This window comes from Pantoea sp. UYEF8 (assembly GCF_040546285.1).
GTDB classification, from domain to species: domain Bacteria; phylum Pseudomonadota; class Gammaproteobacteria; order Enterobacterales; family Enterobacteriaceae; genus Pantoea; species Pantoea brenneri.
This window is the reverse complement of sequence record NZ_JBEPNM010000003.1, coordinates 23,603-40,237: the sequence shown is the minus strand read 5'-3', so window position 1 is coordinate 40,237 and position 16,635 is coordinate 23,603. Positions and strand designations below refer to the sequence as shown.

Here is a 16,635-nt window from a genome sequence, read left to right as displayed (position 1 = left end):
AATCTTTACAAGAAACGTGCCAATGTTTAACTGCTTGTTTTACCTGACAACAGCCCGGTGTGGCTATCCTGCAAGCAGTCAAAATAACCAAAAAATGGCGCAAAAAAAACCAGCCGTTGCGGGCTGGTCTCCTGGGCGCAGGTCGATCAGGCTTCCTGCGGGATTTTGTCCGCCACCAGTGCCAGTGCAGCTTCCAGTACGCGCACATCCGCGCCTGGTTTGTGGGCATTTTCACTCAGGTAGCGTCGCCACTGGCGTGCACCCGGAATCCCCTGGAACAGACCGAGCATATGACGTGTCACATGGCCCAGATAAGTGCCCTTCGCCAGTTCGGCTTCAATATAGGGGTACATGGCGCGGACCACCGCCACCGGATCAGCCGCCGGATGCTGACGACCAAACAGTTGCTGGTCCACCTGTGCCAGAATGCCGGGATTTTGATAGGCTTCACGCCCCATCATGACGCCATCAAGATGCTGCAGGTGGGTTTCCGCCTCTTCCAGCGTTTTCACACCGCCGTTAATCGCCAGCGTCAGGTGCGGGAAGTCCCGCTTCAGCTGATAAACCCGTGGATAATCAAGCGGCGGAATTTCGCGGTTCTCTTTCGGGCTGAGACCTGATAGCCAGGCTTTACGCGCATGAATGATAAACGTCTCGCATCCACCGCGCTCGGCCACTGTCCCGACAAAATCGGTCAGAAACTGATAGCTGTCCTGTTCATCAATCCCGATGCGCGTTTTCACCGTCACCGGAATCGACACCACATCACGCATCGCTTTGATGCCGTCAGCAACCAGATCGGCTTCTGCCATCAGGCAGGCCCCGAAGCGGCCATTCTGCACCCGGTCAGAGGGACAGCCGACGTTCAGGTTCACTTCATCGTAACCGCGCTGCTCTGCCAGTCGGGCGCAGTGCGCCAGCGCAGCGGGATCGCTGCCGCCCAGCTGTAAGGCGACCGGATGTTCATCCTCGCTATAGGCCAGGTAATCGCCCTTACCATGAATAATCGCGCCGGTGGTCACCATTTCGGTGTAGAGCAGCGTATCGCCGGTCAGCTGGCGATGAAAATAGCGGCAGTGGCGATCGGTCCAGTCGAGCATCGGGGCAATCGAGAAACGTTGCGAAGAAACAGTATCGGTCATGAAGCGCAGATAATCCGGTAAATGAGGGTGATTGAATTCTGTGCAAGGATAACACAAGGGCGGGCGATAGTGCATCGCCCGCCCCGAACTGCGGTATCAAAGAAGATCAGAAATTGAAGCCCAGCTGCATCATCGCGCCCCAGGTATTGTTCGCCCCGACCGAGCCAGCCAGATCCAGATGCACCGCTTTATTAAACGGTGACAGGCCGAAACCGGCGGTTGCGACGTTTTCATCGTTCGAACGCATATCCGCACGATAACCGGCACGTAACTGTAACCAGTCGAGCACCCGATATTCCGCACCGACCGCCGCATACTGGCTGTTTTCCTGCGTTTTGAAACGCTTGGTTTCGGTCAGATCGACATCGCCGGTCACGGTGAACGGACCTTTATCCCAGGCCAGACCGGTGGTGACCAGCGGACGGATCTGGTAAGTATCACGGAAGCCGTTGACCTCTTTGGTCTGCAGATCGCGGGATACCAGGTTTTGACCGGTGATGCCCAGCGTCCAGTTTTCAGCAAACGTGGTCGCCAGACCGGCATCAACGTTAAAGCCGGTGTCCGTGCTGCGATACTGGCTATTGTTGATGTCACTTTTGTCGTAGTTGTAAATGCTGGCGGTGTAGTTATACAGCCAGGTTTTTTGCAATTTCGGCGTGACGCCTACCGACACCGGCTGACCGGCAATGGTGAACTCATGCGCCAGTGCGACGCCATAATCGGTGACCAGCGCCGCCAGGCCGTTGGCGCTGGAGCGCAGATTGTCCTGATCGCCCGGACGCGGAAGCACCGTGCCGTTAGCTACGCCGCGCAGATAGTCGATATCGCTCTGGACCACATTGGCTCGCACATGTGCCGATCCATAGGCTTTGGTGATAAAGGCGAAAGGCAGCGTCTCGTTAGGAATAGTGACCGCCAGCGCCACCCCGGCGTTGCCGTCCGCTTTGTTGCCACGCAAATCACTTAACTGGTTAGCGACATCGCCTGAAGCAGCGCGCACTTCAGGATAGCCACGCAGATAATCGGCAAAGGTCAGGTTGCCGATCACCTCGCGGTAGCGATCAACGGTATCGGTGATGTCATCCACTTTGTCGAGCAGGTGATCTTTGTCGGTGACCTGAATACCGGCTGAAGGGAAAATAATACTGACGCTATCGTCGGGTTTAGCTCGCGTCATTAAAGCCGGGTTGGCCAGCACGGCTGAGCCATAAAGAGAAGATGCGACGCCGGTTCCGCCCATGGCGTCATTGCGTGCATCATACCAGGTCCCCGCCGCCATGGCGGAAGAAGAAAGGAAAAGCGCGTTCACTACAGCGGTGTACTTCAGCGCTGAGCGTTGAGCGGATTTTTTCACCATTTGCCTGCCATCACCTGAGAAAGTGCCGTTGAAACATTCAACGACTGAATAGTTTGTTAGCTCTATTGTGAACCCTGGCTAACGCGTTATTGCTGTGAATTCAAAGGAAACAGTCGCTTAATTCAAAGGATTGGATGTTTTCCAATCAATAAAACTTTATTTTTGTTCAAAATACCCGGTAATAAATAAAATAATACCAGACATTTCTTAAGTCTTGCTGAACATTACTTCTTAACTCAGTGAGATGCAAAGCAAAAGCGCTGAAAAGGCCACCTTAACCGGTCGGCGAGTGGATCTGATTGGGTGCCGATAGCGGCCTCTCCTGATCCTCACACAGCGTTTTTAATCGACCACCGGCCAGAATTTGCTGTTTTATCAGGCAAAAACCAACCTCTGCGCCGCGAAAATTTGTGTGATAAAATAACATCACTTATCCAGCGGAGAGTTTCCATGTCAAACATGACGTCACAGCAAATAATGACCCAGGCGGAAAAACTGTGCCTGCAGCGCGGCGTGCGTCTGACATCGCAGCGGGCTGAAGTGTTGCGATTAATGGCTGAGCAGCCAGGATCGATCAGCGCTTATGATCTGCTGGATCAACTCCGGGTTAGCGAACCCCAGGCCAAGCCCCCTACGGTCTATCGGGCGCTGGACTTCCTGCTGGAACAGGGCTTTATCCACCGGGTGGAGTCCAATAATAGCTACGTAATGTGTCACCATTTCGAGGCACCGGCACACACCTCGGTCATGCTGGTGTGTGATCGCTGTGCGGCGGTAACCGAAAAGCAGGCGCAGGGAGTAGAGAAGATTATCGCCACACTGGCTGGTGAAGCACAGTTTGCCCTGCGTCATAGCGTGATTGAAGCGCATGGATTATGTGAGAATTGTGTCGAAGTCGAAGCCTGCACCCATCATGAAAGTTGTCAGCACGATCATCAAAGTGAGGGTAAAAAGCGGGGAAAACGCGGGTAATGTGCACATCCTTGTGCGGTTGCCGGTATGAGCGTACCGGCGGGTAGGAGCTTTATCCGTAAATCTTTGTGATTACCAACGGTAATCTTTGTTCTGACCTTCCCAGTCCGTTACTTCACGCTCTGCATCTTCTTTCGCATAGCCGTAACGTTCCTGAATTTTTCCGACCAGCTGATCGCGTTTGCCTTCGATAACCTGCATATCATCGTCGGTCAGCTTGCCCCATTTCTCTTTTACTGTGCCTTTGAACTGCTTCCAGTTGCCGCTCGCTTGATCTTTATTCATGGCAGACCTCTATGTCATCCTTTGGTTACATCATTTATCTTGAAAGAAAACAAAATGACGATATAAAGCGCTGGTTCACTGCGCTGCTTACGGTTAATTGTAGTAGAAGATTTTAGGTTTGCCGGAACAATACAGAATAATCTGTAGCCGGAGGACATCAGATGCCAGCTATCAGGCGTTAAACCAGCTGTTCTGCTGCCAGTGTTTACGCCAGATCAGCCACAGCGACAGGCCACGCAGCGCCAGGAAAACGGTGACCGCCAGCCACAAGCCGTGGTTGCCCAGCAGCGGGACGCTAAGCAACGTCAGGAAGTAACCAAGTGCCGCCACCATCATGCTGTTACGCATCTCCCGGCCGCGGGTTGCACCGATGAACATGCCATCCAGCAGATAGCACCAGACGCCCGCCAGCGGCAGGATCACCTGCCATATCAGATAGCGATCGGCCGCCTGTTGCAGCTGTTCAATCGAGGTCAGCAGCGCCACGATATGCGAGCCGAAACACGCATAAATTACTGAGAACATCAGAGCCACCACCAGCGCCTGTCGGCAGGCAGAATGCCAGACGCGCAGCAGCCTGCTGCCATCTTTCGCGCCATGCGCCTCACCGGCGAAGGCTTCGACTGCGTAGGCAAAACCATCCAGCGCATAGGCGGTAAAGGTGATAAACATCAGCAGCACGGCGTTCACCGCCACCACCTGCGGACCGATACGTGCGCCCAGCACGGTCAGCGAGGCAAAACAGAGCTGCAGCATTAACGAACGCAGCATAATGTCGCGATTAAGACGCAGTAGCCGCTGAATATCGCCGCGCCAGCTCTGCTTCAGCATTGCGGTGGTGATGCCACGTAGTTTCAATACCCGCCAGACCATCACTGCCCCGACGACCAGCGTTATATACTCCGCCAGCGCGGTCGCGGTTGCCGCGCCTGCCACTCCCCAGTGCAGCCCCATCACCAGCCACAGATCGAGCACAATATTGACCAGATTGCCGATCACCAGCAGGATGACCGGCGCACGCGCGTACTGCACGCCCAGCAGCCAGCCAAGGATCACCAGATTTGCCAGGGTGGCGGGCGCACTTAACCAGCGGATCTGAATAAACAGTGCCGCCTGTTGCAAAACTTTGGGATCGCCGCCAATCAGATCGGCCGCCAGCGTAGTAATCGGCGAGCGCAGGCAGATGAACAGCACGCCAGCCAGCAGCGCAATAATTAAAGGCTGGGTCAGCGCACGTGCCAGCGCCATTTTATCGCCGGCACCAAAAGCCTGCGCCGTCAGGCCGGTAGTACTCATCCGAAGGAACAGCAGCAGCATGAAGAGGAAACTGGTGACTGTCGTGCCGACCGCAACCCCGCCGAGATAGACCGGGCTGTCGAGGTGACCAATGACAGCAGTATCGACCACCCCCAGTAAGGGAACGGTGATGTTAGAAAGGATCATCGGCAGCGCCAGCCGCCAGAGGTTTTTGTCGGTAGCCGTTAAAAAACGCATTCGCAGTTCCGTGCTCGGTGTCGCTGCAGAGAGGGGAGCAGCAGCGACAAAATTAGGGCAGACAGAATAGCATCAGACGCTACGAATGCGCGGTTATGTCAGACTCAGAGCCATTCGCCGTTGCGAACCACACCGACCGCCAGACCTTCTACCGTCAGCGACTGGGCGCGCGTATCGACAATGATCGGCTCAAAATCACTGTTTTCAGGCAGCAAATGCACAATAGCACCCTGCTTCTTCCAGCGTTTAACCGTCACTTCATCATCAATACGGGCCACAACAACCTGGCCGTTGCGTACGTCCTGGGTTTTATGTACCGCGAGCAGGTCGCCATCCATAATCCCGATATCTTTCATCGACATTCCACTGACGCGCAGCAGAAAATCGGCAGAAGGTTTGAACAGGCCCGGATCCACTTTGTAATGGGTTTCGATGTGCTCCTGCGCCATGATCGGCTCACCGGCAGCAACCCGGCCAATCAGCGGCAGACCTTCAGATGCTTCTTCTTCCATCAACAGGCGAATACCGCGAGAGGCGCCAGAGACAATCTCAATCACCCCTTTGCGTGCCAATGCCTTCAGATGCTCTTCTGCCGCGTTCGGCGAGCGGAAACCCAGCTGCGCGGCAATTTCTGCACGCGTAGGCGGCATGCCCGTTTGAGTAATATGGTCGCGAATCAGGTCATAGACCTGCTGCTGCCTGCTGGTTAATGCTTTCATCCCGCCCCCTGGTTGTTTATACAGTCGCTGTGAGTATATACAGGTATTGGTGAAATGGAAACCGATTCTCAGGCAAAACGCGCCATCTGGCGCGTTGTGGAAGGCTTATCGCAAATGCGACCAAAGCAGCGCGATCCAGACAAACAGTGCCAGTAAGATGCTGATCAGCACCGCCGCCGAGCCCATATCCTTTGCCCGTCCGGCTAAAGGGTGACGCTCCTGGCCAATACGATCCACTACCGCCTCGATGGCGCTGTTGAGGATTTCAACAATGACCACCAGCACCACTGCCCCGATCATCAGGATGCGAGAGACAATATCGACATCCAGCCAGCAGGCCACAATAATGGCCACCAGCGCGGCCAGCGCCTCCTGGCGGAAAGCCGCTTCGTGTTGCCAGGCGGCACGCAGGCCCTGCCATGAGTAACCTGCGGCTTTTACTATTCTTACAAGACCCGTGGCATTATTTGCCATATAAGTGGAACCCTTTCATCGGATTGACGTCAATGTCTGGGCTGCGTGCAAATGGCACCACCACAGATCTTCGCTGCGCTTTCTGGTATGCTTGCGGCGCTTTGCTAACAAGAGGCTTCATGTTGTCTATGTCAGGTTGGCGTAAACTTTATTACAAATTACTGAATTTACCACTGTCGTTTTTGGTAAAGAGTAAGGCCATTCCGGCCGATCCCGTTTCTGAACATGGTCTGGACCCGACCCGGCCCATTATGTACGTTTTGCCTTACGATTCGAAGGCTGACTTACTGACTTTACGCGCGCAGTGCCTGCGGCATCATCTGCCCGACCCGCTTTCTCCGCTGGAGATTGATGGTTCGCTGCTGCCGCGCCACGTTTTTATCCACGATGGCCCGCGTGTGTTCCCCTATTTTGTGCCCAGCGTCGAATCGGTGAAGATTTTTCACGATTATCTGGACCTGCATCGCAATAACCCCAAGCTGGATATCCAGATGCTGCCGGTGACGGTGATGTTTGGCCGGGCGCCTGGTCGTGAGGTTCAGGGCGAAGATACGCCGCACCTGCGGGTGCTGAACGGCGTGCAGAAATTCTTTGCGGTGATCTGGCATGGACGCGACAGTTTTGTCCGTTTCTCGCCGACCGTTTCGCTGCGCCGCATGGCAACCGAACACGGCACCGACCAATCAATCGCCCAGAAACTGGCCCGGGTGGCGCGCATTCATTTCGCCCGCCAGCGGCTGGCGGCGGTTGGCCCACGCTTACCGGCACGTCAGGATCTGTTTAATCGTCTGCTGCAATCGAAAGCGATTGAAAAAGCGGTTGAAGATGAAGCGCGCAGCAAAAAAATCTCCCATGAAAAAGCGCAGCAAAATGCGGTTGAGATGATGGAAGAGATCGCGGCAAACTTCTCCTATGAAGCGATTCGCGTCACCGACCGCGTCATGGGCTGGCTCTGGAGCCGGCTCTATCAGGGCATCAATGTTAATGGCGGCGAAAAAGTCCGTCAGCTGGCGCAGGATGGCCATGAAATCGTCTATGTGCCGTGCCATCGCAGCCACATGGATTACCTGCTGCTCTCTTACGTGCTTTATCATCAGGGACTGGTGCCGCCGCACATTGCCGCCGGTATCAACCTCAACTTCTGGCCAGCCGGACCGATTTTCCGTCGTCTGGGCGCGTTCTTTATCCGTCGTACCTTCAAAGGCAACAAGCTGTATGCCACCGTGTTCCGTGAATATCTTGGCGAACTGTTCACCCGCGGTTACTCGGTTGAATACTTTGTCGAAGGGGGACGTTCACGCACCGGTCGCCTGCTCGATCCGAAAACCGGCACTTTAGCCATGACCCTGCAGGCGATGCTGCGCGGGGGGAATCGCCCGATCACCCTGGTGCCGATTTACATTGGCTACGAACATGTCATGGAAGTGGGTACTTACGCCAAAGAGCTACGCGGCGCGGCGAAAGAGAAAGAGGGCTTCATGCAGATGGTGCATGGCTTACGTAAGCTGCGCAACCTCGGCCAGGGCTACGTTAACTTTGGCGAACCACTGCCGCTGGTTAACTATCTCAACAAGCGCGTGCCGGAATGGCGTGAGTCGATCGATCCTATCGAACCGCAGCGTCCAAGCTGGTTAACGCCCACCGTGAATGACATCGCGGCGAGCTTAATGGTACGCATCAATGAAGCGGGCGCGGCCAACGCCATGAACCTGTGCGTCACCGCGCTGCTCGCCTCACGTCAGCGCTCACTAACCCGCGAACAGCTGATTGAGCAGCTTGAGTGCTATACCCAGCTGCTGCGTAACGTGCCTTATTCAGCCAACGCCACGGTGCCCGATCTCTCGGCAGAGGCGCTGCTGGATCATGCAATGGGCATGAATAAGTTTGAGAGCGAGAAAGACAGCATTGGCGACATCATCATCCTGCCACGTGAGCAGGCGGTGCTGATGACCTATTATCGCAACAACATTCACCACATGCTGGTGATGCCGTCGCTGATTGCCGCTATTGTGCAGCAGCATCAGACCATGAGCGAAGCCGAGTTGTTGCGCCAGGTGAGTCTGATCTACCCGATGCTGAAGAGCGAACTGTTCCTGCGCTGGCAGACCGATGAGCTGCCGCAACTGCTGACCGAACTCTGTCAGGAGCTGGCGCGTCAGGGACTGATTACTCTTGAGGCTGGTCAGCTGCGCTTTACGGCGGCGCGCTACCGTACGCTACAACTGCTGGCGGCCGGGGTGCGAGAAACGCTTCAGCGTTATGCCATCACCTTCTCTATTCTTAGCGCCAAGCCAGCCATTAACCGCGGGACGCTGGAAAAAGAGAGCCGCACACTGGCACAACGTCTGTCAGTGCTGCACGGTATCAACGCGCCGGAGTTCTTCGATAAAGCCGTCTTCACCTCACTGGTGCTGACGCTGCGTGATGAAGGGTATATCAGCGACAGCGGTGATGCGGATGTCGCGCAGACCCTGGCGACCTGGCACATTCTGGCCGATCTGGTCACCAGCGATGTACGCATGACCATCGAAAGCGCCGTGGCCCACGACTAAATGCTCTGCGCAGTAAAAAGGCGACCCCGAAAGGTCGCCTTTTTTGTGCCTGAATGATGTTGCACCCTAATCCTTTCCTGCCTGACTCGTGGCCTGATCCTCTGCTGCCTGACTCGTTGCCTGACTGCGCGCCAGGTACCGTTGCGCTGAATCGCGTCGGGACTTAGCCCGCCTGCAACCCGCCCGGCCTGTCGATCACCACGATCACAACAGCTGGGTAAACGGCGGGGTGTTCATCAGCACACCGAGGAACAGCACCAATCCGACATAGTTGTTGTTGAGGAAGGCTTTAAAGCAGGCAGGGCGTTCACGCTGGGCGATCAGCGTTTGCTGGTAAATAAACAGGCCAGCTGCCAGCAGTAGCGTCCCGTAAAACGCCACGTTGAGCTGCAGCAACATGCCAACCCATGCCATCAGCAGCAGCGTTGCCAGTTGCAGCAGGCCGATTATCAGCTTGTCGAAACGGCCAAACAGAATCGCGGTCGACTTAACGCCAATCTTCAGGTCATCGTCGCGATCCACCATCGCGTACTGGGTGTCATAAGCCACCGTCCAGCAAATGTTGGCGCAGAATACCAGCCAGCAGACCAGAGGTAAGGACTCACTAACTGCCGCCCAGGCCATCGGAATCGCCCAGCCAAACGCGGCCCCCAGCACCACCTGCGGCAGATGGGTATAGCGCTTCATAAACGGATAAACCCAGGCGAGCGCCAGACCGACGACCGAAAGCAATATCGTCATCAGATTCATGGTCAGCACCAGCGCAAACGCCACCAGCGCCAGCCCGGCAAACAACAGTTTGGCTTCTCTGGAACTGACCGCGCCGCTGGCTAAGGGCCGATGCTTTGTCCGCTCAACATGCCCATCCACCTTACGGTCAGCAAAGTCGTTAATGACACAGCCGGCTGCACGCATCACGAAAACGCCGGCAACAAACACCAGCAGCACCGGAAGCGGCGGGATCGCCATATCAGCCAGCCATAAGGCCCACAGGGTGGGCCACATCAGCAACAGGGTGCCGATCGGCTTATCAATGCGCATCAGACGGCTGTAGGCCTGCCATTTATTGATGTGTAAACTCTTTTCCACCACAGATTTCCTCAGGCCAGATCGCGATAAAGCGGCGAAGCCGGTAAAAACAGTTCCGTCAGCAACAGCGGTTTGCCGGACAGTCGCAGACGCGAGCGGCGTCCCCACAGCGCATCAACCTTGCCCGGTTCGATAAAATCACGGGTCAGGGTTGAAGAGGAGAACAGATAACGTCCCAGCGGGCGCGTACCCAGCTGTTGCAACATCGCCTCAGGACCATTCAGGGTACTTTCCGGCACCAGCGTGCGACCCGCCAGCCAGGGTTCACCGTCGCCGAACAGCAGCACTTCCCGCAGCCAGAAGCGTTTGTCGTCCGGTAAAAAGGCTTTTTCCTCTCCCAACTCGCTGGCATCAATAAAGCCTTCACGTACCGGCTCTACGGTAACCTGCTGGCAATGCTGCTCAAAACGGCGCGTCATGGAGTCTTCTTCCATCAGCCAGTCGAGCAGGGACGGCGCAAGCGTAGCCTGCGTCGATGAAAGCCAGTTGATCGCACGTAATAAGCTGAGCGCGTCTTGCGACATAGCACCACTCCCAAAAATTTTCAGGGCGTCAGTTTAGCGCAGAGTCGCGGCATGAACACCTGCCGTCGTTACCGACGGCAGAGGGTTTATTCGCGTTTGAGGCGGTTGCTGTTCGCCAGCCACAGCGTCACCACCAGAATCAGGATCGCGGCGGAGTAGCAGAGGGTATCGAAAGGATTTTTATGATCGACAATAATCAGGCGAATAATTGCGGTAATGCCGATATAGACAAAATAGCGTAACGGGAAGTGATAGCCAGACTGAAAATACTTCACAATCAAAGCGATAAACTCAAAATAGAGGAAATAAATGACAATTCCCTCTATCAGCAGATAGGACGAAGCCTGTTCACCGGTGCTGAACAGCACGTTAGCCAGGTGAATGGTTTCTTTGCCGAGAAAGACGATAAGGATAATCGCCAGGCTAAGCAGACCCAGATTCAGCACCCATTGCAATACGGTCGCAAGGTGGCGGGCCAGGGGATTCTTATCACTCATGTAGCGCCTCAGAAGAGAGTTAATAGCGGACGCTATCATGCGTGAGTGTGACCTGAATCACAATATGGCCCTCAGGCTTCGACATCAACACACAGCGCATCGTAGCGCCAGTATTCACAGTCGCAGTCAATCACCTGTTTTTGCCGATCGCGATTAATCCGGGTAATCAGCAGGCCCGGACTGCCAGGCGCGACGTTCAGCGCCGGCGCGGCGATCTCGGGCAAAGGGCCGGGCAGAATGGTAAAGCGCGCCCCGCCGTAGCGAATACCGTAGCGCTGGTCATAGAGATCGGTCAGTGAACGGGTAAGATCTTCATCCAGCAGGCCGGGGAAAAAACGCGGATTAAGGTAATGTTCAACGTACAGCACCGCCCGTCCGTCAATGCGCCGCAGGCGGCGAATGCGGTAAACCGTTGATCCCGGCGCCAGCAGCAGCGCTGTCGCTATCTCGCCCTGCACCGCGACCTGTTCAGCCGCGATCACTTCGGTGGTCGCCTGACGCCCCTGTTCCGTCGCCATGGCATGAAAATGGCTGTGATGCAGCGGGTTATAGATCAGTCGTGGCGGTGCGATAAACCAGCCACGGCGCAGTTCACGGTAAATCATTCCCTGCGCCTCCAGCTTGCCTAACGCTTCACGCAGGGTAATGCGGGTGGTGCCAAATGCCTCGCTCAGGGCCCGTTCCGCAGGCAGTCGCCCGCCGCTGAACTCACCAGCCTGTATGCGGCTCAGCAACGCGCTGGCGATCACGTCCGCCGTTTTGAGTGCTATCGACTCCACAACAGTAGCCTCATTTTGGTGCGATTCCGCACTGTAACCGTTCAGATAAACGTCCCGGACCCTGCCTGCCGCGGTGGGACGCTGCGGGCTTGCTATCTGCTATCCGCTACGCGCCCTCGCTTTGTCATAAATCGTTCATATACAGGGGCTACATTGGCTCGGTTCTTGCTGGACTAGACCAGCCAGGCCCATCAACTTACACCCGGAGCAACTGAGATGAAAGCGTTTATCGCCTCTGTAGTAGCCAGTGCTGTAGTGCTCGCCCTGCCCGTTGCGCAGGCTGCCGATAACGACCTTGCCGCGCTGGAAAAAGCCGCGCGTAGTGAAGGTCAGGTTAACAGCGTCGGCATGCCGGACAGCTGGGCCAACTGGAAAGATACCTGGAACGATATCAGCAGCAAATACGGTCTTAAACACAGTGATACCGATATGTCGTCCGCCCAGGAGCTGGCGAAGTTTGACGCTGAGAAAGAGAACGCCAGCGCCGATATCGGTGATGTGGGCGCGGCATTCGGCCCGGTGGCGGTGGCGAAAGGCGTTGCTCAGCCTTATAAACCGAGCCACTGGGATCAAATCCCCGACTGGGCCAAAGACAAAGACGGTAATTGGGCGCTGGCCTATACCGGCACCATTGCCTTCCTGATCGACAAGCAGCAGGTTAAAGATATTCCGCATAGCTGGGCCGATCTCAAAAAAGGTAAGTATGTGGTTACTATCGGCGACGTCGGCGTGGCTGCTCAGGCGGCCAATGGCGTACTGGCTGCAAACTACGCTTTAGGCGGCGATGAGAAGAACCTGAAACCGGCGCTGGCCTTCTTTGCTGACCTGGCTAAACAGGGCCGGCTGGGCGTCACCGATCCGGTGATTGCCAACATTGAAAAAGGCGAAGTACAAATGGCGGTGGTGTGGGACTTTAATGGCCTGAACTATCGTGACCAGATCGATAAAAATCGTTACGAAGTGGTGATCCCGTCTGACGGCTCCGTGACCTCTGGCTACACCACCATCATCAACAAATACGCGAAGCATCCGAATGCCGCCAAACTGGCGCGTGAATATATCTTCTCAGACCAGGGTCAGATCAATCTGGCGAAAGGTTACGCCCGACCGATCCGTGCCGAGCATCTGACCCTGCCTGCCGATGTTCAGGCTCGCCTGCTGCCGCAGTCTGAATACAAAAATGCCCGTCCAATCCACGATCAGGCCGCCTGGGATAAGTCCTCGAAAATGCTGCCGCGTCTGTGGCAGGAAAATGTCGTCATCAATATGCAGCAGTAAATCGCGGCAAGGAGAACGGAATGAAGACTATCCTGGTGGTGCTGGACGGGTTGAGCAATCAGGTCGCGCAACATGCAATGGGCTATCTGCACGCCGAATGTGCACAGGGCAACGGTCATTATTACCGTCTGACCTGTGAACTGCCGTCGCTGTCGCGCCCGCTCTATGAGTGCATTCTGACCGGCGTTACGCCGGTCAGAAGCGGTATTATTCATAACGGCGTCAACCGCTTAAGCCGCGAGCGCAGCGTATTTCACTATGCGCGCGCTGCCGGGCTGACCACGGCCGCCGCCGCCTACCACTGGGTCAGTGAACTGTATAACCGGACGCCGTTCGTGGCGGCGCGCGATCGTCATACTGATGCGCCGGAGCTGCCGATTCAGTACGGACATTTCTACTCTGATGATAGCTATCCCGATTCACACCTGTTTGAAGATGCCGAAAGCCTGCGGCTGCGCCATGATCCGCACTTCCTGCTGATTCATCCGATGAACATTGACGATGCCGGCCATAAATCCGGCCTCTCGTCACCGCAATACCGCAATCGGGCGCGGATAGCGGACGGCCTGCTGTCGCTCTGGATGCCGCGCTGGCTGGCCGAAGGCTATCAGGTGATAGTGACTGCCGATCACGGCATGAACGACGATCGCTCACACGGTGGCATTCTGCCGGAAGAGACTCAGGTGCCCCTGTTCGTTTTCGGTGCGGCTTTCTCGCTGCAACCCGACCTCCTGCCACAGCAGACCGACCTGTGCGGCACCCTGTGTGAGCTGCTTGGGGTGCCCCACGATAAGCCGCTCTGTCGCGGGCTGCTGGCGGAGCAGCGTGCATGAAGGGAAAAGTGTTAGCGCTGTTTCTGCTGCTGCCGTTTGCCCTGTTCTGGATTGCCTTTCAGCTCGCCCCGCTGCTGTGGATCACTATCAATAGCTTCTGGAGCGAGATGAACACGCGCTGGGGCTGGGACAACTATGTCGACATTCTGAGTTCGCCGTTTTATCAGCAGGCATTTCGTTTTTCGCTGGATATCTCTTTCTGGTCAAGCGTATATGGCTTACTGATTGCGCTGCTGACCGGCTATTCGCTGCATCAGCTTGGCGGCGGTCGCCTGCAGCGCTTCCTGATTTCGTTCACCAACATGACCAGCAACTTTGCCGGCGTGCCACTGGCGTTCGCCTTTGTGATCCTGCTGGGGCTGAACGGTTTTCTGACGCTGCTGCTGCGTCATTATGGAGTCATTGACGCGTTCAGGCTGTTTTCACGTAACGGTATGGTGCTGGTCTACACCTGGTTTCAGATCCCGCTGGGCGTGCTGCTGCTCTATCCCGCTTTTGATGGGCTGAAGCGCGAGTGGCAGGAATCCGCCGCCCTGCTGGGTGCCAGCCGCTGGCGCTACTGGTGGCATATCGGCCTGCCGATTCTGTTTCCGGCGCTGCTGGGGACTTTTGTCATTCTGCTGGCCAATGCGCTCGGGGCCTATGCCACCATTTATGCCCTGACCACCGGCAACTTTAACGTGGTGCCGGTCCGTATCGCCGCGCTGGTGTCCGGTGATATCTCACTCGATCCCAACACCGGCAGCGCGCTGGCGATGCTGCTGGTGGCGATTATGGCGCTGATCACCCTGATACAGCAGTATCTGGTGCGCCGTAGCTACCTCAACGCCAGACAACCATGAAAGGAGCCGTCATGTCGCGCGCCGAACATCTCTATCATCGGGTGATGGTCTGGTTACTGTTTATTCTGCTGGCGCTGCCGCTGGTGGCGACGCTGCTGTACGCGCTGTCATCTGACTGGAGTAATACCATTCTGCCGCAGGGCTACAGCCTGAAATGGTTTATCCACCTCTGGAGCGATGGGCGTTTTCTGACCGCGCTGGGCCATTCTTTGCTGATTTGCTTCGGCGCCCTGCTGTTCTCGCTAGTACTGGTGCTGCCTGCGATGTTTGTAATCGCTTACTACTATCCACGGCTGGATGCGGTAATGAACATCCTGATCCTGATGCCCTTCGCCGTGCCGCCGGTCGTGTCCTCGGTCGGATTGCTGCAGCTCTACTCCTCGTCACCGCTGATGCTGACCGGTACGCCGTGGATCCTGATCGGCTGCTACTTCACCATCGCGCTGCCGTTTATTTACCGCGCGCTGGCCAACAATATGCAGGCGATCAACCTGAAAGAGCTGATCGATGCTGCCCAGTTACTCGGTGCCAGTACCTGGCAGGCGGCGCTGTGGGTAGTGCTGCCTAACCTGCGTAAAGGGATGCTGGTTGCCGTCCTGCTCTCTTTCTCTTTTCTGATCGGTGAGTTTGTATTCGCTAACCTGCTGGTCGGCAACCGCTATGAAACGCTGCAGGTTTACCTCTACAACATGCGTAACGGCAGTGGTCACTTCACCAGCGCGCTGGTGATCTCCTACTTTTTTGTGGTGCTGCTGGTCACCTGGCTGGCCAATGCCCTGAATCCAGAACGAGGCTGAGTATGAGCTACCTTGAGGTCAGACAACTGAATAAGCGCTATGGGCCAACGACGATATTCGAACAGATCAATTTCAGCGCTGCCGAAGGGGAATTTGTGACGCTGCTCGGCCCGAGCGGCTGCGGCAAATCGACGCTGCTGCGCTGTCTGGCCGGTTTAACCGAGGTCGACAGCGGCGAAATCGTGATACAGGGCAAGGATATCGTGCCGCTGGCCCCGCAGAAGCGCGCCATTGGCATGGTGTTTCAAAGCTATGCGCTGTTTCCCAATATGACGGTGGAGAAAAACGTCGCCTTTGGCCTGAAGATGCAGAAGCTGCCGGAGACGCAAATTCGTCAGCGGGTACAGGAAGTTCTGGAGCTGGTCGAACTCACCGACTATGCGCGCCGCTATCCGCATCAGCTGTCGGGAGGACAGTGTCAACGGGTGGCGCTGGCCCGTTCGCTGGTCACCCGCCCGCGCCTGTTGCTGCTGGATGAGCCGCTGTCGGCGCTGGATGCGCGCATCCGTCGTCATCTGCGCGACCAGATCCGTCGTATCCAGCGCGAGCTGAATCTCACCACCCTGTTCGTTACCCACGATCAGGAAGAGGCGCTGACGCTGTCAGATCGCATCGTGCTGATGAACCGCGGCAAAATTGTGCAGAATGGCGACGCCGAAGCGCTCTATACCCAGCCGGTCGATCTGTTTGCCGCCGGTTTTATTGGCAACTACAACCTGCTGAGCGCCGAACAGGCAACGCAGCTAACCGGCCAGCCTTTCCACAGTCAGGTGGCCATTCGCCCCGAGTCGATGCAGTTCACCGCGCCAGGGCTCGGCATTCCGGCCGAAATCCTCAGTCACAGCTTGCTGGGCAACGTGATTCGCTACCGCATCCGGGCGCAGGGAGTGGAGCTTTCTGTCGATGTCCTGAACCGATCCGCCGCGGAATTACACCCCGCCGGACAGCAGATTGGTCTACAGTTAGAGATGTCGACTTTGCGCCAGGTGGCTTAAAACACA

Annotated in this window: 17 protein-coding genes; 7 read left to right on the top strand and 10 right to left on the bottom strand. The window is 56.2% G+C overall.

What is annotated here, in order from left to right; genetic code table 11:
* Window positions 1-146 precede the first annotated feature (146 nt).
* Window positions 147-1,142 (bottom strand): tRNA dihydrouridine(20/20a) synthase DusA, encoded by a 996-nt coding sequence (gene dusA / locus ABIB18_RS06525; protein WP_279810439.1) that lies wholly within the window; start codon window positions 1,140-1,142, stop codon window positions 147-149.
* A 106-nt stretch (window positions 1,143-1,248) separates the two neighbouring features.
* Window positions 1,249-2,499, bottom strand: coding sequence for a conjugal transfer protein TraF (locus ABIB18_RS06520; RefSeq protein ID WP_089561277.1), 1,251 nt, complete (start codon window positions 2,497-2,499; stop codon window positions 1,249-1,251).
* 450 nt (window positions 2,500-2,949) lie between these two features.
* Here ABIB18_RS06520 and zur point away from each other — a divergent pair, with 450 nt between their 5' ends.
* Entirely contained in the window at window positions 2,950-3,471 is a 522-nt protein-coding gene (gene zur, locus ABIB18_RS06515) for a zinc uptake transcriptional repressor Zur (RefSeq protein WP_072051006.1), read from the top strand.
* 72 nt (window positions 3,472-3,543) lie between these two features.
* On the opposite strand, the gene ABIB18_RS06510 is transcribed toward zur, so the two are convergent.
* The 4 genes from ABIB18_RS06510 to ABIB18_RS06495 all read right to left on the bottom strand — a co-directional run bounded on the left by ABIB18_RS06510 (window position 3,544) and on the right by ABIB18_RS06495 (window position 6,443).
* Window positions 3,544-3,756 (bottom strand): CsbD family protein, encoded by a 213-nt coding sequence (locus ABIB18_RS06510; protein WP_031375521.1) that lies wholly within the window; start codon window positions 3,754-3,756, stop codon window positions 3,544-3,546.
* 171 nt (window positions 3,757-3,927) lie between these two features.
* A complete protein-coding gene (gene dinF, locus ABIB18_RS06505) occupies window positions 3,928-5,250 on the bottom strand; it encodes an MATE family efflux transporter DinF (RefSeq protein WP_089561276.1) in 1,323 nt (440 codons plus the stop codon).
* Window positions 5,251-5,354: 104 nt separating this feature from the next.
* Window positions 5,355-5,969, bottom strand: coding sequence for a transcriptional repressor LexA (gene lexA, locus ABIB18_RS06500; protein WP_031375523.1), 615 nt, complete (start codon window positions 5,967-5,969; stop codon window positions 5,355-5,357).
* A 105-nt stretch (window positions 5,970-6,074) separates the two neighbouring features.
* Window positions 6,075-6,443 carry a diacylglycerol kinase gene (locus ABIB18_RS06495; RefSeq protein WP_031375524.1) on the bottom strand — a complete coding sequence of 123 codons (369 nt, stop codon included), beginning with the start codon at window positions 6,441-6,443 and terminating at the stop codon, window positions 6,075-6,077.
* Between the two features lie 128 nt (window positions 6,444-6,571).
* Here ABIB18_RS06495 and plsB point away from each other — a divergent pair, with 128 nt between their 5' ends.
* Window positions 6,572-8,995, top strand: coding sequence for a glycerol-3-phosphate 1-O-acyltransferase PlsB (plsB, locus tag ABIB18_RS06490; protein WP_031375525.1), 2,424 nt, complete (start codon window positions 6,572-6,574; stop codon window positions 8,993-8,995).
* Window positions 8,996-9,199: 204 nt separating this feature from the next.
* Here plsB and ubiA read toward each other — a convergent pair whose 3' ends face one another.
* The 4 genes from ubiA to ABIB18_RS06470 all read right to left on the bottom strand — a co-directional run bounded on the left by ubiA (window position 9,200) and on the right by ABIB18_RS06470 (window position 11,884).
* Window positions 9,200-10,084 carry a 4-hydroxybenzoate octaprenyltransferase gene (gene ubiA / locus ABIB18_RS06485; protein ID WP_089561275.1) on the bottom strand — a complete coding sequence of 295 codons (885 nt, stop codon included), beginning with the start codon at window positions 10,082-10,084 and terminating at the stop codon, window positions 9,200-9,202.
* 11 nt (window positions 10,085-10,095) lie between these two features.
* Window positions 10,096-10,608, bottom strand: a complete 513-nt coding sequence (gene ubiC / locus ABIB18_RS06480) for a chorismate lyase (protein WP_089561274.1) — start codon at window positions 10,606-10,608, stop codon at window positions 10,096-10,098.
* Between the two features lie 86 nt (window positions 10,609-10,694).
* On the bottom strand, window positions 10,695-11,105 hold the full coding sequence (gene psiE / locus ABIB18_RS06475) for a phosphate-starvation-inducible protein PsiE (protein ID WP_031375527.1): 411 nt from the start codon (window positions 11,103-11,105) through the stop codon (window positions 10,695-10,697).
* A gap of 71 nt (window positions 11,106-11,176) precedes the next feature.
* Window positions 11,177-11,884 (bottom strand): UTRA domain-containing protein, encoded by a 708-nt coding sequence (locus tag ABIB18_RS06470; protein ID WP_094106250.1) that lies wholly within the window; start codon window positions 11,882-11,884, stop codon window positions 11,177-11,179.
* A 216-nt stretch (window positions 11,885-12,100) separates the two neighbouring features.
* On the opposite strand from ABIB18_RS06470, the gene ABIB18_RS06465 reads away from it, so the two are divergent.
* Genes ABIB18_RS06465 through ABIB18_RS06445 form a run of 5 tightly spaced genes read left to right on the top strand, consistent with a single transcriptional unit; the run spans window position 12,101 to window position 16,629 of the window.
* Window positions 12,101-13,162, top strand: coding sequence for an ABC transporter substrate-binding protein (locus ABIB18_RS06465; protein ID WP_031375529.1), 1,062 nt, complete (start codon window positions 12,101-12,103; stop codon window positions 13,160-13,162).
* Between the two features lie 20 nt (window positions 13,163-13,182).
* Complete coding sequence (locus tag ABIB18_RS06460) at window positions 13,183-13,995, top strand: alkaline phosphatase family protein (protein ID WP_031375530.1); 813 nt, start codon at window positions 13,183-13,185, stop codon at window positions 13,993-13,995.
* On the top strand, window positions 13,992-14,837 hold the full coding sequence (locus ABIB18_RS06455; RefSeq protein WP_031375531.1) for an ABC transporter permease: 846 nt from the start codon (window positions 13,992-13,994) through the stop codon (window positions 14,835-14,837). The genes ABIB18_RS06460 and ABIB18_RS06455 overlap by 4 nt, the downstream gene beginning before the upstream one ends.
* A gap of 11 nt (window positions 14,838-14,848) precedes the next feature.
* Complete coding sequence (locus tag ABIB18_RS06450; protein ID WP_354473852.1) at window positions 14,849-15,634, top strand: ABC transporter permease; 786 nt, start codon at window positions 14,849-14,851, stop codon at window positions 15,632-15,634.
* 2 nt (window positions 15,635-15,636) lie between these two features.
* A complete protein-coding gene (locus tag ABIB18_RS06445; RefSeq protein WP_031375533.1) occupies window positions 15,637-16,629 on the top strand; it encodes an ABC transporter ATP-binding protein in 993 nt (330 codons plus the stop codon).
* Window positions 16,630-16,635: the final 6 nt, after the last annotated feature.